21 protein-coding genes and 1 pseudogene are annotated in these 19,124 nt (G+C 41.3%); 8 read left to right on the top strand and 14 right to left on the bottom strand.

Annotated elements, in window-relative coordinates; genetic code table 11:
• The first annotated feature begins 116 nt into the window (after positions 1-116).
• Entirely contained in the window at positions 117-1,316 is a 1,200-nt protein-coding gene (locus QUE23_RS04510) for a HipA domain-containing protein (RefSeq protein ID WP_286349378.1), read from the top strand.
• A gap of 206 nt (positions 1,317-1,522) precedes the next feature.
• Here QUE23_RS04510 and fic read toward each other — a convergent pair whose 3' ends face one another.
• From fic to QUE23_RS04480, 6 genes are all read right to left on the bottom strand, one after another.
• A complete protein-coding gene (gene fic, locus QUE23_RS04505; RefSeq protein ID WP_286349377.1) occupies positions 1,523-2,098 on the bottom strand; it encodes a protein adenylyltransferase Fic in 576 nt (191 codons plus the stop codon).
• Between the two features lie 172 nt (positions 2,099-2,270).
• The gene (locus QUE23_RS04500) at positions 2,271-2,423 is read right to left on the bottom strand and encodes a hypothetical protein (protein ID WP_286349376.1); all 153 of its coding nucleotides are present in this window, start codon (positions 2,421-2,423) and stop codon (positions 2,271-2,273) included.
• A gap of 21 nt (positions 2,424-2,444) precedes the next feature.
• Positions 2,445-2,612: a hypothetical protein gene (locus QUE23_RS04495; RefSeq protein WP_286349375.1), complete on the bottom strand. Its 168-nt coding sequence runs from the start codon at positions 2,610-2,612 to the stop codon at positions 2,445-2,447.
• Between the two features lie 107 nt (positions 2,613-2,719).
• Complete coding sequence (locus tag QUE23_RS04490) at positions 2,720-3,427, bottom strand: Fic family protein (protein ID WP_286349374.1); 708 nt, start codon at positions 3,425-3,427, stop codon at positions 2,720-2,722.
• Between the two features lie 57 nt (positions 3,428-3,484).
• A complete protein-coding gene (locus tag QUE23_RS04485; RefSeq protein WP_286349373.1) occupies positions 3,485-3,931 on the bottom strand; it encodes a type II toxin-antitoxin system death-on-curing family toxin in 447 nt (148 codons plus the stop codon).
• 1 nt (position 3,932) lies between these two features.
• A complete protein-coding gene (locus QUE23_RS04480; protein ID WP_156295966.1) occupies positions 3,933-4,106 on the bottom strand; it encodes a hypothetical protein in 174 nt (57 codons plus the stop codon).
• 873 nt (positions 4,107-4,979) lie between these two features.
• On the opposite strand from QUE23_RS04480, the gene QUE23_RS04475 reads away from it, so the two are divergent.
• Complete coding sequence (locus QUE23_RS04475) at positions 4,980-5,114, top strand: hypothetical protein (protein WP_286349372.1); 135 nt, start codon at positions 4,980-4,982, stop codon at positions 5,112-5,114.
• A gap of 82 nt (positions 5,115-5,196) precedes the next feature.
• Here the strand turns inward: QUE23_RS04475 and QUE23_RS04470 are convergent, their stop codons facing one another.
• The 8 genes from QUE23_RS04470 to QUE23_RS04435 all read right to left on the bottom strand — a co-directional run bounded on the left by QUE23_RS04470 (position 5,197) and on the right by QUE23_RS04435 (position 14,521).
• Positions 5,197-6,600, bottom strand: a complete 1,404-nt coding sequence (locus tag QUE23_RS04470) for a hypothetical protein (protein ID WP_286349371.1) — start codon at positions 6,598-6,600, stop codon at positions 5,197-5,199.
• Positions 6,540-8,300, bottom strand: coding sequence for a hypothetical protein (locus tag QUE23_RS04465; protein WP_286349370.1), 1,761 nt, complete (start codon positions 8,298-8,300; stop codon positions 6,540-6,542). The genes QUE23_RS04470 and QUE23_RS04465 overlap by 61 nt, the downstream gene beginning before the upstream one ends.
• A gap of 1,107 nt (positions 8,301-9,407) precedes the next feature.
• Complete coding sequence (locus QUE23_RS04460) at positions 9,408-9,827, bottom strand: hypothetical protein (protein ID WP_286349369.1); 420 nt, start codon at positions 9,825-9,827, stop codon at positions 9,408-9,410.
• A 187-nt stretch (positions 9,828-10,014) separates the two neighbouring features.
• Complete coding sequence (locus QUE23_RS04455) at positions 10,015-12,204, bottom strand: coiled-coil domain-containing protein (protein WP_286349368.1); 2,190 nt, start codon at positions 12,202-12,204, stop codon at positions 10,015-10,017.
• Positions 12,204-12,554, bottom strand: coding sequence for a hypothetical protein (locus QUE23_RS04450; protein WP_286349367.1), 351 nt, complete (start codon positions 12,552-12,554; stop codon positions 12,204-12,206). The genes QUE23_RS04455 and QUE23_RS04450 overlap by 1 nt, the downstream gene beginning before the upstream one ends.
• Positions 12,555-12,842: 288 nt before the next feature.
• Entirely contained in the window at positions 12,843-13,034 is a 192-nt protein-coding gene (locus tag QUE23_RS04445) for a hypothetical protein (protein WP_286349366.1), read from the bottom strand.
• A 184-nt stretch (positions 13,035-13,218) separates the two neighbouring features.
• A complete protein-coding gene (locus tag QUE23_RS04440) occupies positions 13,219-14,283 on the bottom strand; it encodes a replication initiation protein (protein ID WP_286349414.1) in 1,065 nt (354 codons plus the stop codon).
• Entirely contained in the window at positions 14,258-14,521 is a 264-nt protein-coding gene (locus QUE23_RS04435; protein ID WP_286349365.1) for a hypothetical protein, read from the bottom strand. The genes QUE23_RS04440 and QUE23_RS04435 overlap by 26 nt, the downstream gene beginning before the upstream one ends.
• Before the next feature lie 301 nt (positions 14,522-14,822).
• Here QUE23_RS04435 and QUE23_RS04430 point away from each other — a divergent pair, with 301 nt between their 5' ends.
• The 6 genes and pseudogenes from QUE23_RS04430 to QUE23_RS04410 all read left to right on the top strand — a co-directional run bounded on the left by QUE23_RS04430 (position 14,823) and on the right by QUE23_RS04410 (position 19,070).
• Positions 14,823-15,629 (top strand): cache domain-containing protein, encoded by an 807-nt coding sequence (locus QUE23_RS04430; RefSeq protein ID WP_286349364.1) that lies wholly within the window; start codon positions 14,823-14,825, stop codon positions 15,627-15,629.
• Between the two features lie 4 nt (positions 15,630-15,633).
• Positions 15,634-16,503, top strand: coding sequence for a methyl-accepting chemotaxis protein (locus QUE23_RS04425; protein WP_286349363.1), 870 nt, complete (start codon positions 15,634-15,636; stop codon positions 16,501-16,503).
• 5 nt (positions 16,504-16,508) lie between these two features.
• Positions 16,509-16,877 (top strand): annotated as a pseudogene (locus tag QUE23_RS04420) (methyl-accepting chemotaxis protein); the annotation flags it as partial.
• 602 nt (positions 16,878-17,479) lie between these two features.
• Positions 17,480-17,659 carry an SEL1-like repeat protein gene (locus QUE23_RS09950; protein WP_353622240.1) on the top strand — a complete coding sequence of 60 codons (180 nt, stop codon included), beginning with the start codon at positions 17,480-17,482 and terminating at the stop codon, positions 17,657-17,659.
• A 408-nt stretch (positions 17,660-18,067) separates the two neighbouring features.
• Complete coding sequence (locus QUE23_RS04415; protein ID WP_286349362.1) at positions 18,068-18,565, top strand: tetratricopeptide repeat protein; 498 nt, start codon at positions 18,068-18,070, stop codon at positions 18,563-18,565.
• 208 nt (positions 18,566-18,773) lie between these two features.
• Entirely contained in the window at positions 18,774-19,070 is a 297-nt protein-coding gene (locus QUE23_RS04410; protein WP_286349361.1) for a PP2C family serine/threonine-protein phosphatase, read from the top strand.
• Positions 19,071-19,124: the final 54 nt, after the last annotated feature.

The following is a 19,124-nucleotide window of genomic DNA, read 5'->3' as shown; positions in this document are numbered from 1 at the left end:
TGAATAACTTTTTAAGAGCTTTTGGCAACTTAAGCCATCATTCCAGTCTCCTTTTTCAGCCCAAACAGCCAAAATACCCAGAATCAATGCCAAACAATGCTAAAAAGCGAGTATAAATGCACTACACTCTAAAGAACAAAGACCGCCCCGTTTTAGAATTTGAAGTGCTAAACGAGGGCAAGAACCTACACTTTAAAGTATTGAATGAAGCTCTATTGCCCCATTATATCCGCATCAATGGGGCAAGTGAAAAGCACCTTTTAAGATGGCTACGCAAACGCAAAGTCCCCGATAATCGCTGTTTCGCTTATTCAATCTTAAACGCCCTAGAGGGAGGCATAGAGGCTGATGAAAAAAACCCTTTGTCCTATCTTAACACAACTTTCGCACTCTCACTAAAAGACAGCTTTTGGGTTGTGCCCACTAACGAGGCACATCTGTATAAGTGGGCTCATGTTAATCTTTTTGAAAATGAGTTTAACCCTATTTTGCAAAGAGTGGCTTTTAATGGGGATAGGGGGCAAACACAAGGACAAATCCTAAGCCCCGAGCCCACCACAGATGGTATGCTTAAAAAGTGTTGGTATAGAACTTCTCAGGGCATTGAACTCATCAAGGGGACAGGGGAGGGAGATGAAGTGCGCTATGTTGTGGCTAGAGAGCCTTTATGTGAATACTATATGCCCCAAGTCGCACAAGCAATGGGTTTAGATTGTGTGGAATATGGCCTAGAAAAAGGGATTGGGGAATGGGAGAGGCGTGAAAGGTTTAGCACTTGCCCGCTTTTTACAAGTCAAGAAGTGGGGTTTTTAGCCATTTGGGAGTGTTTGCCTTATGAGGTGTTGCGTTCAAAAGAATTAGAGCAAGCCATAGAAGCGGTGATGGGTAAGCAAGCCTTTAGTGATTTAATGCTCTTTGATGCCATTATTGGCAACATTGACCGCCATTTGGGTAATTTTGGGATGTTGATAGACAATGATACAAATGAGCTCATAAAACCCGCCCCTATCTTTGACAATGGGTGGGCAATTTTTAACTTCATCGATCAATGGGGGATTGATAAGTATTTTAATTTAGCTTACATACGACCATACTATTTTAAAAGCAGTTTGGGCTACCGCTTTAATAAACTTGTTGAAATGCACACCACACCTAGGCATTTAGACTTATGCGATAAGCTCAAAAACTTTACTTTTACTCCACATCCTAAATACCGCCCGAGCCGTAGTTTGATCAAGGCGTGCAGTGAAGTGATTTGCCAAAGAGCAAAGGATGCTAAAAGGGTGGTTTATGAGACATTGAAAAACCACAGTTAGCAAGTCTTGGCTTACTGCAAATCTTAGGGGGCTAAAGTAGCTCTGCCACATTGCCTTAAAGCTCTTACCTTGCCAAAGCTCTAGGGCAATCTCTACCACACAACCCCTTATTTTGCGGGGGCTTTGAATTACATTAACCTTTAAAGGCAATTTGAGCGTGGTTTTGTTATAGCAGCGACCTTTTGTAGGCGGGTCTTCTTTGTCGTTTATTTTTGCTTACCCGTGGTTTTTGGCACAATAGACCTTAACTCTAAGCCCTCATAGTAGTAAGACTGTGTGATGCCTTTAAAAATAACTTCCCTATCATCGACCTTATTTGTTAAATGCGCCTTGAGCAATGTTTTTAGTTCTAAATCATTAACGGGGCTTCTCTCCATTGCGGATAAATAGCCGTTCTTATCCACAAACTGCCAATTTACAACAAGTCCTAATTCTTTTTTAAAAATGCAATCTAGCCAAATGCGTGTCGCACGCCCATTGCCCTCCATAAAGGGGTGTGCTACATTCATTTCCACATATTTTTCTATGATTTCTTCAAAGTTTGTTTGGGGCATTGTTTCAATTTTCTTAAGGATTTCGTGGATATACAAAGCCGAACAAAACCTAAAGTAACCTTTAGAGATATTCTTGTCCCTGATTTGTCCTGCAAAGTTATAAAGTCCTTGAAAAAGCGCCTTATGTATTTCTTGCAATCCTTTAATCGTGCCGACTTCTATGTCGTTAATTGCCCCGTTTTCAAAGAGCTGTTTAGCGTTTTCTAGGCTTTGTTCATCTGGATTCATTCCTTTACATTCATTCCTTTACCTTTTAACATCTTTTTAGCTATAACAAAGTTTCGTGTTCTTTGCCCTTAACTCAAAAGCATTTAAAACAATAAAAAATATTTCAAATTGCATTAAATGAAAATAAATAATATTACAAATAGCATTAAATACAATGCTAAATGTGTTTGCCTCACTCCTTTTGGGCTTGCTCTTGTTTCACTTGCTCTAAAATCTTTGGCAATTCATTGTTAAGGTTATACAAGTCTCTCAAATACATTTGCGCCTCCCCCTTTAGCTCGCTTGCCTTTTGCGGGTCTGCCTTGCCTATTGTCGGCTGTGCCATTAATCATATTCTCTAACACTTCTAAAACCTCATTATGGGCTGATTTAGGTATTTTGTCATACAAGTCCCTAGGCTATCAACCTCTTTGTCTATTCCTGCATTTTGCGCCTTTAAAGCCTCCAAACTCTTGGGGGTGTTGTTCTCTTGGGCTATTTTTGCTTGCGCTAAATTCATTGGCAAGTTATCCAAAAAACGCTCCAAACGAGAAAACATATCCACTAGCTCAAATGCTAAAAAATCCCTTGTTGTTTTGGATAGGTATTTAAAATCGCTTATTTTCTTGTTAATTTCGGCATTTATTGCTCTATATGTTCTAAGCTCTGCTCTTGGCAACGCTCTAAAAAACGAGCAAATCCGCCACAATCACCCTCTGCTTTACAACTTTCTAAAAAGCTCAAATACTCCGCTCGCCGACTATCCACAATCAAGGGCGGGATTAAGTCATTTTGGATAGCTTGAAATGCCATAATAAGCCGACCTGTGCGCCCATTGCCATCAATGAAAGGGTGAATACGCTCGTATTCGGCATGAAACACAGCAATTTGGTTTAGGTTAAGGGCATTGCTCGGGTATTGAAACAATAAGTTTTCTAACTTTTGGGCGATAAAAATGGGGGGAGTGGGGGCAAAATTTGCACCCGCCACAATGACTTCAGCGGTGCGGTAAGTGCCGATGGGCTTAGAAACAAATTGCGGGGTTATGTCTAAAGCGGTCTTAAACAACAAATAGTGTAAATCTTTAATAAAACCTGTGGTTAAAAGCATGTCTTTGTTGCTAGCCTCACGCACAACTAAGTCGTAGGCATTAGCAAAGCCCAAAATAATGAGCTGTTCGTGTAGGGGCTTATTAGGTGCGGTTAAACCTTTTTCTAAAAGTTGCTTAGTTTCGCCTAATTGCAAACTTAAACCTTCTATGGCGTTGCTGTGGTGCGTGAGTGTAACACGCAAGGTTCTAAAAAGTTGCTCCTTTTGGAGTAAAGATAAGTCGCTTAGTTTGTATGCCATTTTGTTAAGAATTTAGTAATTTGGTAGAATGAGGTATTGAGAATAAACTTATTCAAGCTACTCTTTTGTTTCACAGTCGCTTATGAACAGTTGTGTTATGTGTATTTTGTCCTCATATTTTTGGTTTGCCTTGACCGAAAAATTTTTAAAGATAGTTCTTAATTCATCTTTTGAGATTTTGTCTTCGGCAACATCCAATACAAGTTTTTCCAATTTTTCTTCAAGTTTATCCATTATTTCTTTCTTATTGATGAAAAAGAAATGCATACAGAGATAAACAGCTGTTCTTTTATTGCCGTCTGGAAATGGATGAAATTTGACACATGAAAAGAAAAGGTGCGCTATTTTGCTCTCAAATGTTGGGTAGTAATCATCATTCTTAATGTGTTTGAGCACACTCTCAAGGTAACCTATGCTAGTAGGGTTTATTCCTTTTAGTCCCCCCGTCAGCTCCAATATCTCATTATGTATATCAATGGTTTCACCAATATTGATATAAATCAAACTATTTGTCAGCCAATCTTTTATAGACCGCTAAAATGTTTGGATCTTCGAGTCTTTTTCGACATGCAACACGGGCATCTTGAACGATTTTTGCGCGTTGTTCTTCACTTATTTCTACCTGCTTTTCATGTAATGGCTGTTTCATTTCAACTTGTGTATGTTTTAAATTTGGCATATATTCATCTCCAAAATGTTTCGGTAATTATATCACTCTATGGAAGTTTTGGGGCACTACTACTAACGCCCATTTGCTTATTTTTTCTTGCCTATAATCGCATGCACTGATTTTTTCAATCAAATCCACACTTTTTAAAAACAGCATGATCACCCTAAGCAAGGTTTCAAAAACGTATTTATCGCCCGTTTTGCCGAGCTATGTTTTTAAACATTAAATATTGTATTAACCACAATCATTAATATTTTAAATAGTATTTAATCCATTACCAATTATCACTCTATCATCGTTTCATAGGTGTTAAAAACTTTTGTTAAAAGGATTGTGTTTTGGTAGTTTTTATGCTATATACAGCGTATCTTAAAACAAAAGTTATCAAATGCCACGAAAACCAAAACCCAAGCACAAAACATCCCTACGGACTTATTTAACACAGCAACATTCTTTACAACAAATCAAATGGGCTTTAGCTTGCGGGTGCGTTTGGCACTTGTTGGTGCTTGCGCTTGTTTATGCTTTGGTTGCTCGGGCTGTTCTTGCCCTTGCTGTGGCTTGGTTGCCATAAGTCCCCCATAGTCCAAAAATAGCCATTATCTACTAGAAAACATTATACCACAAATCTGGTAAGATTTGTCAAAAAAAGCCCCCCGCTAGGGGCAAACTAGGCACTAAGCGAAGCGTCCCCCTAGTGGGGTAGTGCCTAATTTGTTAAATCGGCACGATGTGCCAAAAAAGATACTAAAAGGCTCTGCTCTAGGCGGTTAAAAACCGCTGTGCCTTAGGCGGTAGATAGTGCCTAAGGCGGTAACATAGTGACTAAGGCGGTTAAATGGGGGTTCTTTATGGGCGGTTTCTTGTGCCTAAGGCGGTTAAATGGGCGATGTGCCTATAAGGCGGTCTGTGTGCGCTCAGTGGGCTAAACACACTCCAAAGCAATGCGCCTTGCTTGTTTTTGTGTCGGTGTGGTGTGCCATTGCAAGCACAGAAAACACCCTTAAAACGCATTGATAAAATGCAAAGGGGGTTCATAGGGGTTGGGGCTAGGTTGCGCCCCAAAGCCAAAAACCACGCTAAAGCGGGCGGGTTAAACCTACTTTCTGCCCTTGCGTTTGCCTTTGCCCTTGCCTTTTTTGTTGCCCTTAGAAGTCTTTTGCGTGGGGGGCGGTGTATCATTGAGTGCTTGTATCCACTCTGTGGCGTGCTCTAAGATGATTGCTAGCCCCTCGTTTATGGGGCTGTTGTCGGTTTCTGCAATGAATTTCGCCCACAGCTCTTTTTGTCTAGGGGTTTGGCAAAAGGGCAAGAATTTAACAAAGTGAGCCATGTAGTTTATTGGTTCAAAAAAGTTCAGCCGATCGGCATACTGCGAAACCATAATTCCTAATCTAAGCACACCACGCAAGGGGATTTTAAAAGCCGTTTCGGGGTTGTCCTCTTTGTAGATAGTAATGGCTTCATTTGCCATGTCCCTTAAATTCTTAACCATGTGTGCGGGTGCTCGCCCCTCTTTTGCTAGATCAAGCCTACTCATTTTAATGGCATCGGCTTGGCTCAAAAGTCTTTGTTGGGTTCTAGTGTCAAACTTGCCTAACCTATCGGGGTGTAAAAAGTTGGTATAACACAAAGATAGCGAGCTAAGGAGCTCATAAGCCAAACTATCAAAGTCGTTTCGCAAGCTTTTAGCCTCTTTAACAATCTCAAGGGCTAAAGATTGATATTTGCTAGGCTTTGCCACTTGCTTGGGCTCTGTGTCCTCAAGCGTATTAGCAAACTCTCTAAGCTTTTGGATAGCCTCTTTTGCTTTCCCCAAAAGCTCGTTATCGCTTTCTCTTAATTCCCGCCCCATTGCCTTGTGGGTTCTCACAAACTCGGCACTATCTTGCTCTATAATCTCTGCTAGGTCTTGCAAGTCGCATTGTTGAACCCCGCCCCCTAAAAAATCCCTTGCTGTTTCAAGGTTAGCCTCTAGGCTTTCTGTAAGCTCATTTATCTTTTGCTCGGGCTCTGTGGGCTCTGCTTGATCTGTCGCTGTGCTTTCTGCCTCTATGTCCTCTTGTTCGGGCTCTAGCTCTACCTCTATGGGTTCTCTAAGATTTTGGATAACCTCTTTTGCTCTCTCCAAAAGCTCGTTATCGCTTTTATCTAATTCTTGCCCCATTGCCTTGCGGGCTTTCACAATCTCGGCACTATTTTGCTCCATAGCCTCTGCCATGTCTTGCATGTATTCCACAGCCGTGGCTAGCTCTTGCTTGTCGCCATTGAAAGTGAGATTTGCTAAATATACTTCCATTGCCTCAATGTCAGTTTTTAGCATTTCTGTGAGCTCATCTATCTTTTGCTCGGGCTCTACGCCTTTAAAGGGCTCTAGCGGGCTCTCTAGGCTCTCTTTTGGCTCGGGCGATGTGTTGGCTTGGTTTTGCTCTGCCTCGCTTTCTAGGGGCTTTTCTGTGGCTTTAATGGGCTCTTGCACTTGTGCGGGCTCTGTTGTTTGCAAAGCCTCCACATTATCGGCGGGGGCGGGGGTGTGGCGGGCTCTGTGATCGCAACACTTTGGGCGGGCTCTAAAGCCTTGTTTAGCGTGCCCGCTATGGTGTGGAGCTCTTGGGTGTTCTCTGCCTTTTTATCGGGCTTTTGCGGGCTATCTATTCTAGCCATAAGTCGGCGGTAGTCGCTGGGTTTTTTAGAGTGTCGTTCCGCTATTAGGCGGGCTAACTTATCCATTTTTGCTTTTTGAAACGCAAAAACCCCTTGCATAGCCAAATCAAGGGGGCTATTAGGCACTGCACCACTCGTTTTATCTAACAAAAATGCGTTGGGTATGGGGCTTAAAGGCTTGAGCTTGGGCGTTTCTGTGGCGGGGGGCGGGGCGATGTGGATTTTATCCACTTGAATAGATCGCAACCACCCATTTAGTTTTGTTATCCGCTCAATTAACCGCTTATTTTTATTTTCTAAACGCTCTATTTGGGTGTCTTTTTTGTCAATCTCAACAAGTTTGGAGCGGGTTTTAAGGTTCTTTTTTTTGTTCTCAGCCACAAGCTTAGACAAGTGAAACATAAGGCGTTTTATCACTTCTTGCTGATAAGCAATAACCTTTGCGCTCCCACTCTCTTGGGGCTGTATATCGCCCTCTACCCCAAAAACCCGCTTATAAAGCTCGTAAGCTTGCCATAATCCTTTAATTTCCGCCTCTGGGAGCGTGCTTGCTTTGGTTTCAATAAGGCGTTTTAGAATTTCTAAAAAACCTTGCGGGGTGTGGTCGTGCTCGTTTGCCTCTCGCAAGATGTCTATTTGCTCTTGCTTAGATTTGCAATTACTGCACTCTTTAGCCTTTTTCTCGGCATATTCTCTTGGGCTTAAATACTTTCTTTTATACCCCGCTTTGCCTAAATTAGGGCTAGGGGTTAATCCTAAAAACTCGCAAATCTCGGTATAAAGGGCACGCTTAAACTTGGGTAATTTTATCTCATCTTTAAAATTTATCGTGCCTGTATCCTTGTCTAAGGCGATAAACTCCAAATGAGCGTGGCGGTTCTTAACCATACACCCGCAATAATCCTTTATGTGCCCCTCATCATTGTGGATTGAGCCCATATAAAAAAGCCAACCATATTTGGCATTTAGGCGGTCCATTAGGGCTTGTATTCGCTCTATCGTGATGTCTTTAGGTATCTTAAAAACCATACTAAAAACGAAGTTTTTTTTCACACTAAAGTGGTTGGCCTTGGGGTGCTTGGTGCGCTCGTATGTTTCAATGCACTCTAAAATATATTTCTCGCCCGCTTTATGGGCTTGCTCTGCGGTGCAAGTGCTGATTACCCCGCTCCCTTTTTCTAGCTTGTTAGCCCATTTGGGGAGCAAATAGCTAGGGGGTAATTTTCTCGTGTTGTGCTTCAGCTGTTTTTTGTTTTTATTAAGTCTAAAATTAACAAAACCCGCCCCCTCATTTTCCTTAGTGATTTCTTTAACCTTTGCCTCAAACTCTGCGCTGTCTAGCGGGGGTGTTAGATCATTAGCCACAATGGTGGATACTTCGGGGGATTGGATAGGCTCGGGTTCGGGTAAGATGTCCTCAATTTCAAAGGGGGTTATGGTGTTTTCTAGCTCTGCCCCATTGTCTAAGGGGGTTTGCGGTGTGGCAGGGGCTTGATTTAAGTTTGCTTGTTGGCTGTTTGTGTTATTATCTGTTTGCATTTGCTTACCTACCTTTCTAGGTAAAGGTTTTAACTTCGCTCGTGTCAAAAGTTCGGTTAAAACCATTGAGCGGGTTTGCGCCAGCCGACATATTTAAATCATCATCTTACCAAAAAATCACATAAAAAACCACATAAACCCCGCTGTGTGCTTGCTTTATCTATCGTTAATGGGTATGCGTAGTTATAAGATAATAACTAAGCATAGTTGTTTTTTCGTGCTAATCTCGTATGCTCGGTTATTAAAAAATAACTATGCATAGAAACCAAAACCCAAAAAATGGCATTGCTTGATCGGGCTTGCTTGTCTAGCCCAAAGATTTGGGGGCTAAAAAAGACAAAAGGCGTGTTGTGCGCCACTTTGTAATGGGTGTAATGGGTTGTAATGGGGAGTAATGGGGGGCTAAAAAAGTGTAATGCCCTCAAAAACCCCTATTTTAGGGCATTTGCCCTCTTTGTAAGGGCTGTAATGGATTTTTGGGTCAAATCCGTTTATATATTCTCTTTTTCGTAAATTATGTTACTTTTGCTCTCTTGCGTATTATCTTTTTGTTATCTCTATTTAACTAAAGAAATTAAGCCCAAAACCCATTACAACCATACAAAAACCCTAGAAAACCCGCAAAATAGGGGTTTGCCACCCATTACACTTGGCATTACACTTCTTACACCCCCATTACACCCCAAACAAGGCTAGAAAAACCCATTACAAAACAATAAAAAAAGAAAAAAATGCCATTATCTGCAATTTAGGGTTCGTGGGGGCAAAAGGGCAATGAACTAAAAATGCTCTCTTTGCCTCCATTTACTCAAACAACTTTCTATGTACAGTCATTTAATTTAAACAACTGCACATACAAGAAACAACATAGTGAGAACCACAAAAACAAGACTTAATACCAAAAAGAACATGGAGCTTTAGTAAGACTTCTTTGCTCCATGATGTCCCCTTGCATTTTTTCGTTTGGTGAGCTTTTGGGTTTGTGAGATTTTGGGTTCTTGGGTTTGTGAGTTTTGGCCTTGTAATTTTGCCTTATCCAAAGCTCTGCCTTTTGAGTTTTTGTTTTTGTCTTGTCCCTTTGTTTTTGAGTTGAGCCCCTTGCATGGCTTATTGCAAAGGATCATCTAAGGTGTTATTCTTTCCCTCCCACTCCCTTTCAGCTTTGCGGGCACTTTTCAAGCTCCGTTTCTCATTATCGTTAAGCGTGCCCTCTTGTTCTTTGAGCTCTAAGGCTTTTATCTTTTCTAGCCTCTTAGTGTGTTCGATCTCTGCTCTCTTAGAACCTTTATAAGTCCGTTTGGGTGTTTCTGCTAGCATTGAGTTTTTGCTAGCAGTATCCACTTCATGAGTTTCTTGATCTGTGGGGATTGAAATCTTACTAGCTTTTCGTGCCACTTCTCTTAAAAAGCTATGAAGTTCTAAAGCCTCCTCAAAATCATCTAAAAGATGAGCTTGTTTAAACTTGTCTTTTAAAGCGGCAAATCTACTAAAGCATTGAGCTAAGTCATCTAAGTTCTCTATTTTCATGTGTTACTCCTACAAGTTAAATTAGCAAATGAATTATACAAAGCAAATACTTAATTTTCACTTGTATTAATTCACTTGTATTAATTCACTTGTATTAATTCACTTGTATTAATTCACTTGTATTAATCTGTCTATTTTCATTTAATTTTACTTGTCTAATTCATCTGTCTAAATTCACTTGATATAGCTAAATATGCTTGCCGCTACTATCTTTTTGCTGTGCTACTTGCATAGAGTTTTCTACTCTTTTTGTGAATTGTAAGCAATCACAAACAAAGTCTAAAATTTCTTGCATAGCCTCTTTAACCTCTTCGGGTTTTGTCTTTGCTAGTTTGGCGATTTCTTGCAAGTGGTAAGCCAAATCCTCGCCTATGCTTTGGATCATGGGTAAATTGATTTCTAGGCTCTCTAGCTTTTGTTTTAATGCCTCGTGCTGCCCCTTTAAAAGGTCGTAGGGCTCTTGCAAAGGATTAGGGGCTATATCCTCTTGCTTTAGCACATCTTGCGTTTGTAGGGTGTTATTTGGCTCTTTAGGCTTTTGTGCCTCTGCAAGCTCTTTAGCGTGCTGTTCTTGCAAGGTCGCAAGCTCATCAGCATGTTGTGTTACAAGCCCTTTGTTAGTTACTCTCATCGCTTTGTATCTGTCCCTTGATCGCTTTAGGGCATTGTAGGTTTGTGTTTGTTTTGCCTCAAAAGTTTTCAATGCCTCCATGTCCTCAAGAGCTTTGTCCTTGCTCTTAATCGCCTCATTAAGATTGTTAATCGTGGTTTCTTGTTCTTGCCCTTTGTCCTCTATCGCCTTGAGCTTGTCTTGGGCTGCAAGATCGCTCTTTTGCTCTTTGGGATCAATCAATGCGCTGTAAGTGGCATTTATGGCGGTTTCTAGGTTTGCCTTGGCGGTTTGTGCTGTTTCTGCCTTGTCCGCTTGCTCTTTGAGCTTGTCTATACCTTTTTCAAGGTGTTCCTTAGCATATTTTGGCGTGTTCCACTTGCCCCCGCCCGCTTTCTCACAAAGTGCGGTTAAATCTGCGTTGCGTTGTTTAATGTCCGCCTCAAGGGTCTTTAAAGCCTCATCAGCCTTAAAAGGCTCTGCACCATATTCATGTCCCACACCCGCAAAATGACAGAGCCTATTCAATTCATTAGAGCGTTTAGCCTCCACATCATCGGGGCTTAAATAGCCCTCGTATTGCTCTTGTAACGCCTCATAGTCTGCTTTGGCTTGTTCGTCTATCTCGGCAAGTTTGGTCTTTACTTCGGCGATTGTGAGCCTATGCTTTTTTAGTTCGCCAACCGCCATGTAAATCTTTTTCGTGTAGAGCTTTAGATCGCCCAGCTCGGCATTAACACCGATCATGTATTTACGGGCTTTGCTGCAAAAGGTCGCTAATTCTTTGGTCGTGAGCTTTCTAGGTGTGTTTTTTTGACTAGGTGAAGTAAAGGATTTTTTTTTCTCTGTTTGTTCCCCCTCCATTTGCTCCACAACACTAGCAAGATCAATAACGGCGGTTTCTAGGGTTTGGTAGTCTTGCTTTAAGGCAGTGTTCTCATCGGTTTTCTTTTGTGCTAAGGCATCGCCGATGATTTCCTCTAGCCTTTCGCCTTTGAATTTTGAATCTAAGATCACCCATAAATCTTTGGTCTTGCCCGTAGCCTCTTGCAAAACACGATCTACACTCATACTCAACGCCTCATAGCCCTTTATCTCCTCTCTAACCGCATCAAGCCTTTTGTTCTTTTCTACAGCTTGTGCGTAAGCTCTAGGTTCAATGCGTTTTCTGCCCGTGCCTTTAATGAAGTTGCCGTTTTCATCTATGGTGTCGTTTTTGTATGCGCCCCGCTCCATACCTAGGATTTGCGCCACTTCTGTTTGCATAAGCCCCAAAGCTCTAGGTCGTTGCAAACTGCCCCTAAAGCGGTTCTTGCCCGTGGCTTCATCAAGCGTAACAAACTCCAAATGGGCGTGGTGATTGATAATAGTATTGCCGTATTCATCAATATGTCCCTCATCTCTATGAATAGCGATTTGGTAGCATTGAAAGCCGTATTTGTTTTTAAAATGTTTTACAAGTCTTTCTAGGTCTTGCATAGTAGTATCGGGCTTGATATTGACAACGGCACTCCAAAGATAACTCCTTGCTTGAAACTTTTGCCCGAATTTTTTCATGTAGGTGTCAATGGCTTTGTCTATGATCCGCTGTTTTAATACCAAAGCCTCATCACCACTTCTGTTACACAAAAAATAAAACTCTCGCAATTTCCACTCAGTGTATGGCATTTGGGACAATAAATAATTTGGCGGGGTCGTGCGGTTGTTGTGAAAAACCTGCACGGGGTTTTTAGTGGGTTTAAAGTTAATTGAAGCGATTGATCCCATTACTCATCATCTAATGCGTGCGTGTTGTCTTCGGGGCTTACCCAGCCCTCCTCACCAAAAAGTATTTCTCGCTTGTTTGCTTGTGTTTGCCCGATTACTTGTTTTTGTTCGGTTACCGCTTTTTTGTTCTTAACCGCCACTTCTGTTTGTTTTTGTTCTGTTGCCACTTTTTTACTTTCTGTTGCCTCGCTCTCTACTACCATAAACCCTTCTAATTCTGCCACACGATTAAACGCCTTTTTTCTATCTGCCTTAAATTTATCTACTTGCCCTTTCAACTTCTCGGCTTTTTTATCTAATGCTTTTAACTCGGTTTCAAGCTCAACAATGCGTGCATCGCATTTATTCATAAAAGACAAAAGCTCTCTGTGTTTCATCTCTTTAAATTCTCTTGGCATACAAAACTCCCTATAATTTGATTGTTTTACAATTTTAGCACGCAATGCGGACAAAAGCATTTTGTTTTATATTTTCTTAGTCCCCCGCTAGGGGCAAATTAACCAAGCGAACTTGTGAGCGTCCTATCATAGATAGGCGGTTAATTTGTAAATTAACCGCCCCTATCGGGGTTCGTTCGCAAGCTCACTCGGTTAATTTGCCACTCAATCGCCGTGGGGGCTTAAATAGCTTAAAGTTATTTAAGCTGTAGAAGGCTCTAGGATGGCTTTGTGTGTGCTGGGGTGTGGGGTTTGGTTCAGTCGGCGGTTGTGGAGGATTTTAGAAGTGGGGATTGGGGTGGTGTGTTTGTTTATCCACTTTTGCAATTCTTGCATGTTGTCAAAAAGATACACAAAGTGCTCGTGGGTGTCGCAAGTGGGGACAGCCAACATAAGACATGACTTACTCTATAAAGTTCAAAAATAAAATAAATCAAAAGCTTTATATATAAAAAATATGAAAGGATTAAAATGAAAAAAATATTATTATTAATAATTCTTATAACTCTATTGTTGATTATAGATAAATTGGATTAGAGATTAATGGGGTGAGTGTAAGACATGTATTTGTCCTCTCTCACTCCATATACTTCTTAAACCAGCTTTTAAAGTGCTTGACATTATCCAAGATGAAAGGGTTTAGAATCTTGTGGGGCTTGTCTATGTCTTGAATATCCACTCTAAGCTTGTTAGTCTCAGTATATGTGATGTCTTTAATCTTAAGAACAGCAGGCACGCCATTGTTGCTCATGTAAAGATTGCGTCCTATGTATTCTGTTAGGTCATTGTTAGGGTTTAGAGTTTGTGGTTGGCTAGGTTGTTGTGGTTGGTTTGGTCTTGTTAAACCTTGAAAAGTTTTAAAGCCGTTTTTGTCTGTTTGTAATCCTATTTTGACTTCTTTGGGTTGTGGTGTTTGCTGTGGTTTCTGTTGCATCTGTGGTACTTGCGATTCTACAATTTGATAACCCCCCTTAGCCATAGCTGTTAAGAAAGTTTCTTTGTTAGCTAATACAGCACTCTTTGCTTGAAACTCTTTGCCCTCTCTGTAGTATTTCACTAAAATCTCATAGCCATCCTTGGCAGGCTGTATGCCATCCACCACAAGAACAACGCTAGGGTCTTGGGGTTTGTAAAAGGCCATCTCTAAGACTTCTAGCATTTCGTTGTCTTGTTTGGTTTGCTTTAGTTGCTCCATAGATTTTTTAATTTGTTTAACCGCCTTTTCACTTCTAATTTTCCATGCAATGGTTCTTAAATCTTTTTTGGCTTGTTCTCTGTCCTTGCTAGTCTTGGTGAGTGGCTGAAAATAGAATTGTATGTGGGTGATACGATTGCCCATACCTTTAGTTTTTAACTTTTCATAGCATAAGTTCTCAAAGTGGGAGAGCTTGTGGAGTTCTTGGGTGGCTGGTTTGAGAATGTCGCGCTCAAGCACCCTAAGTAGTTTAATATTGTCAGAGATTCCCATCAACTCCCTAAACTCCCTCCACTCCATTTTAGGGGGCACACCTGTGCTTTTCCATTGCTTGAGAAGTCTATAGAGGGTCTTAGCGTATTTACCACTGATGTTTTGAAACTCCAAGAGCTCAAAGGAGGTGAAGTTACCATGGAGATAGTTAAGTAAATAGCCAAAATAAGGCATATTCACTTGGATTTCTATGCTTTTGACTTGGGTTTTCTAAGAGCTCATCTTGTCTATCTTTGAGCTTGTGGAATATGGCAAAGAGTAAGTTTGCCTCTAATGTGCCTAGCTTACCTAGAGATACAGAATTGACATCGTTGTGAAAGGTTACATACTTTTCGACAATGGCATTAGGGACTGTGGGGGTATTTTGCGTGATGACTTCGACCGAATCAGCAATCTCCTCTTGAGATTGCAATCTCTTGTTATTGTCCTACCAAAATACAAGCCTAGCAAGATCAGCACACTGTTTTGTTTGGAAATTCTCTGTAGAGGGGTCGTAGGGCGCAAGTTTAAGAGTGGAGAGTTTTATTTAAGGTAGAATACTATCCTATGCGATTTATGCAATTTTAAAGGGTTTGTGTGGGAAATTTAAGAAGCAGACTGGTTACGGGATCGTTAAGAGGGAGGATAGATTGGTTTCGATTCTCAAAGTAAAAGTAGAAGAGATTTGCAAGAATTTTTAGATCCACCATAAGTCAAAGATGGAAAGGAAACTCATGTTTTCTAAATTAGGGATTGCCACTAAGATTATTATAGGAGTATGCGTAGTAGTCGTGTTGGGGATTACAATCCTAGGGGTGGTGATTAATAAGCAGGTAAGAAGTGTTATGCGCAACACCACCATTGAAAACATGCAGAGAAATATCGATCAAAATGCTGCTCGCCTACAAAGGGTGATGAATCGCATGTTTGCGCGGATGAGTACTCTAGGAGAGGATCTAGTTGCTATTGATCTAGTCCATAACGAGAACAAAAGACAACAGTTGATCCAAAAGTTTTTAAATGGTAGTCCAAATGTTAGATTGATTAGCGTATCCGCTGTGGGTGATCCTAACGGTTCTTATATTACGAGCAAAGTGGGAGATACCCTAGAAACTTCCATTAAAAAGGATTTTTACAATCCTGGGATCACGCGTCAAGTGCTACAAGATGGCAAGATTCTTAAAACAAAACCCTATTTTAAAGAGATCGGTGGGCAAAAAGTTTTTGGCTTTGAATTGGCGGTGCCTCTTAACAAGGATGAGCATGGCAAAACTAAATTAGTGGGGGTGATGATCGCTTTTGTAGACATCGATAGTTTTGCTGATGTAGTCATGCGCAGTAAAAACGACACCTTTGTGATGCAACGGAATGGGTATGTGTTGCTCGTAGGCTATAAAAATATGCAAGGCAAGCTCTTGAGCAAAATTAATCCTGATGTGACAGCAGAACGCCTAACAAAGATGGTGCGTGAAAACAGCTCCGGTGCTATGGACTACCACGCCGTTAGCACTAATAAAGATAGCTTTTTGGTCGTCAGATAGCTTTTTGGTCGTCAGATCCTTTGATATTTTTAGCAAAATTGGCCCTAAGGATTTTAAATTCAATTGGGCTGTCGCACGGTTTATTAGCAAAAAAGAAGTCTTTGCAGCAGCCGATTATTTGCAAAAATTGATTTTGGTCATGGGGTTAGTTGTGGTGGTGGCGTTGGTGGTTACTGTCTATTTCCTCGTGCGCTATTTGGTGGGCAATCGCATTGAAGCGGTTTCTAACACCCTGAGCAGTTTCTTTAGACTGCTTAACGACCCCAAAAACAACCAAGATGTCCACATCATCCAGCCCAAAATGCTCGATGAGATTGGGTATATGCAGCAATCCATCAACGAGAACATCTTAAAAATCCACGAGAACACCAAAACGGACAGTGCCACCATTGAAAATATGTTGGGCGTGGTGCGCCACATTAAAGAGGGCAATTTCACGCAAAAGGTTACCGCCACACCCAACAACCCCGATCTCTTACAACTAAGAGAGCTTTTTAATGATGTGGTGGTGTATCTGCAACAACACATCGGAGCACACATGCAAACCATCAACGAGGCCTTTAAACGTTACCGAGCCTTAGATTTCACGCAAGGCATCCCAAACCCCTCTGGTGATGTCGAAAAGTCCATCGATGCTTTGGGGGCCCAGATCACCAAAATGTTGCGTACTTCACTAGATTTTGCCAGTGCTTTAACTCAAGAGTCGCAGGGGTTAAAGACTTGTGTGGACCAGCTCACCAACAGCGCCAACCAACAAAATAAAAGCTTGATCCAAACCTCTCAAGCCATTGAGAACATTACAGAGAACATCTCGGGCATTAGCCAAAAAAGCGAAGAGATGATCGCCCAAGGACAAGACATTAGAACATCGTAGAGATCATTAAAGACATCGCCGACCAAACGAATTTACTCGCGCTCAATGCTGCCATTGAGGCAGCCCGCGCAGGCCAACACGGTCGGGGCTTTGCGGTCGTGGCCGATGAAGTGCGTAAACTTGCCGAGCGCACCCAAAAGTCTTTGAGCGAGATCGAAAGCAATATCAATGTGTTGCTCCAAAGCATTGCCGACACCACAGAGTCCATTAAGGCACAGAGTCAAAGCGTGGAGGGAATCAACGAGTCCTTGCAAATCTTTAAAGAGGACACACAAAATAATTTAAATGTCGCCAACACCTCTTTAGAGGTGGGCAACAACATCGATCGCATTTCCAAGGACATTTTAGAAGATGCGCACAAGAAGAAATTTTAATATAGATTCAATATAGATTCTTAGATCGGTTTTCTTTACTGTTTTTTTGTATCGCGTGACCCCAATGCTAGCTAGTATATATGGGTTCACTCAGGGTGTCCTAATTCTTTTGTAATGCTTTACGCCCCATGTAGTAGTAGTTAGCAGGCAAAAACCCTTTTTCTAGTCCGCTGGTGTCTGTGAGCGTCTGTGTAGAGTCGTAGGCCAAATCCCCTAATTCTGCGCCTATGACGGCTTTGAGTTTATGGTTGCTGACAGATTATAGTGTTTCTTAAGCCTTAAATGGCTCTAGAATTAACTAGAATGGGCAAGATAGTGTTTTATTGTCTAACAATTTACCTTCTTGATTCTTTCTTCAGCTACAATACAATTTGTATTTCTTTTTTTCAAGGAGAGGCAATGCAAGGGTTATCGAAAAAAGCAAGTCAAGTGGTGCTAGCAATGTTATTGTGCCTGAATTGGGCTTATGCAAATGAAAAAAAGTAGATCAGTATCTTAAGGCTGGTTTAGAAGCGCGTAAGAACAACAACCACTTAAAGGCTCTACAAAACTTTCAAGAGGCAGCAAAGCTAGGGGATGCTAGGGGTTATTACAACTTAGCGATGATGTACAAAAATGGGATTTATGGCACCGGAGTTGGGCAGGACAAAAAAATGGCGCAACACTTTTTCCAAAAAGCTTGCGATTTGAATCACCAATTTGGTTGTCAAGATGTTGAAGGCACGGAACCCTATCAAGATCGGAGTGTTGGAAACATTGAAACTGATCGACACATACCCTAAAAATGCTTTGAGCTTTACACAACACAAAAACCAAATAAAGTGGTTTTCTGCAAGAGTAAGTTAGGCAAGAGGTGCGGGTGCTTTCTTGAGGGTTCTGCCTAGCTTATAAATTCTAAACTAGATCGAGTGTTTGTGTGTTTAGTTACCTTACACAGTAGTTTGTTTATAACACTCACCGCTCCATTGGCAAAACTCTCCCATTGTATTGCTGAAAAATCAAACCCATCCAGCGGTGTAGTCCGACACAAGGGAAACAAAATGTATCTAAACGAAACCTTTATGTTATCTAATCAATAAAACAGACTATATTCAGCATTTTTTAAAGTTTTTTTGGTTTCCTATTAACTAGGGGGTCGAGTGAACTAGCGGATAGGAGTAGATTGACGAAGGTAGATTAAAGGAAATAAAATGAAAAACATAGCTAGAACTATACTCAAGATTGTGGCATTAAGCACATGTTTCCTGGTAGGTGCGTTTGCTGGCGAGAGCGCAAGTCAAGACTACATTTCAGCAGCCCAAAAGGCTTTCGAAAATAAAAACTATGTCAAAACTCTAAGATACCTTAAAAAAGCAGCCAGCTTGGGGAGTGCTGAGGCTTACAACAACCTAGGAATCCTATACGAAGATGATGGGCATGGTGTCCCACGAGACATAGAAAAAGCCCTGCAATACTACAAAAAAGCAGCCAGCTTGTGGGGTATAGATCAAGGTAAAATAATGGCAATGCAATATTTTGGAGGTGTTTGTGAAATGGGAAATAAAGATGCTTGTGAGCTTTTTCTCTTGGTTTGCAAAGCAAACAAAGAAGAGTGCATAAGCAACCATGAACCATTTGCCGGATCCTCAAAACATTTTTTCCCAAGACGGTTGACCAGGTTGGTCGAACTGATGAGAAGTAGTTTTTGAAATATTGTCAAGATGCTTTGACAAAAAGGGGCATTTGGGCTGATGCCCGTTTGATAGGGGTTAAGGAGTTTTGTTGAAGGATTGTGTTTTGATGGTTTCACCACCGTTGTGGTGCTGTTTAAAATGATACCACTACTTGTGGCGTGGACTACTGTCTATAACTACCGCGTACGCCACTTTCAACAGACAAAAAGTCTTTAAGGGCACATTGAGTGCTAAGAATTTCACGGGCTTTGTGCTGATGTCCGATGGGGCGGGCGAGTCCTTTTACCAAAATAAAGAGCGTGTCCTTATCCCCTTACTCCAGGATTATATGAATATAGCCCGTGCGCCGGGTATGCAAGAAGGTGTGCAAAGGGCTTTAGAAACCCTATTAGAGCAGAGAGTCAAAGAAAAGACCTTTGATGATTGCAGTGTCATCGCTTTGGTGCTAGAAAGTGGCGACCCTTTAAGCACCACTGAGAAGAAATTACAAGCTAAAATCACAAACACCGCCCTAGATTAGACATTGAAAACGCCATTTAACGGGGTAAACGAGGTTTAGGGTATATTGCGTTAT

The organism is Helicobacter felistomachi (assembly GCF_030296895.1).
Classification (GTDB): domain Bacteria; phylum Campylobacterota; class Campylobacteria; order Campylobacterales; family Helicobacteraceae; genus Helicobacter; species Helicobacter felistomachi.
The sequence above is the reverse complement of the archived record's forward strand: the minus strand, read 5'-3'. Positions and strand labels throughout refer to the sequence as shown.

Excerpts from the sequence above, each read along its gene's own strand:
- QUE23_RS04510 (WP_286349378.1), top strand. The coding sequence starts at position 117 with ATGCACTACACTCTAAAGAACAAAGACCGCCCCGTTTTAGAATTTGAA.
- fic (WP_286349377.1), bottom strand. The coding sequence starts at position 2,098 with ATGAATCCAGATGAACAAAGCCTAGAAAACGCTAAACAGCTCTTTGAA.
- QUE23_RS04500 (WP_286349376.1), bottom strand. The coding sequence starts at position 2,423 with ATGGCACAGCCGACAATAGGCAAGGCAGACCCGCAAAAGGCAAGCGAG.
- QUE23_RS04490 (WP_286349374.1), bottom strand. The coding sequence starts at position 3,427 with ATGGCATACAAACTAAGCGACTTATCTTTACTCCAAAAGGAGCAACTT.
- QUE23_RS04480 (WP_156295966.1), bottom strand. The coding sequence starts at position 4,106 with ATGCCAAATTTAAAACATACACAAGTTGAAATGAAACAGCCATTACAT.
- QUE23_RS04475 (WP_286349372.1), top strand. The coding sequence starts at position 4,980 with ATGGGCGATGTGCCTATAAGGCGGTCTGTGTGCGCTCAGTGGGCTAAA.
- QUE23_RS04465 (WP_286349370.1), bottom strand. The coding sequence starts at position 8,300 with ATGCAAACAGATAATAACACAAACAGCCAACAAGCAAACTTAAATCAA.
- QUE23_RS04460 (WP_286349369.1), bottom strand. The coding sequence starts at position 9,827 with ATGAAAATAGAGAACTTAGATGACTTAGCTCAATGCTTTAGTAGATTT.
- QUE23_RS04455 (WP_286349368.1), bottom strand. The coding sequence starts at position 12,204 with ATGGGATCAATCGCTTCAATTAACTTTAAACCCACTAAAAACCCCGTG.
- QUE23_RS04450 (WP_286349367.1), bottom strand. The coding sequence starts at position 12,554 with ATGAATAAATGCGATGCACGCATTGTTGAGCTTGAAACCGAGTTAAAA.
- QUE23_RS04445 (WP_286349366.1), bottom strand. The coding sequence starts at position 13,034 with ATGTTGGCTGTCCCCACTTGCGACACCCACGAGCACTTTGTGTATCTT.
- QUE23_RS04440 (WP_286349414.1), bottom strand. The coding sequence starts at position 14,283 with ATGCCTTATTTTGGCTATTTACTTAACTATCTCCATGGTAACTTCACC.
- QUE23_RS04430 (WP_286349364.1), top strand. The coding sequence starts at position 14,823 with ATGTTTTCTAAATTAGGGATTGCCACTAAGATTATTATAGGAGTATGC.
- QUE23_RS09950 (WP_353622240.1), top strand. The coding sequence starts at position 17,480 with ATGATGTACAAAAATGGGATTTATGGCACCGGAGTTGGGCAGGACAAA.
- QUE23_RS04415 (WP_286349362.1), top strand. The coding sequence starts at position 18,068 with ATGAAAAACATAGCTAGAACTATACTCAAGATTGTGGCATTAAGCACA.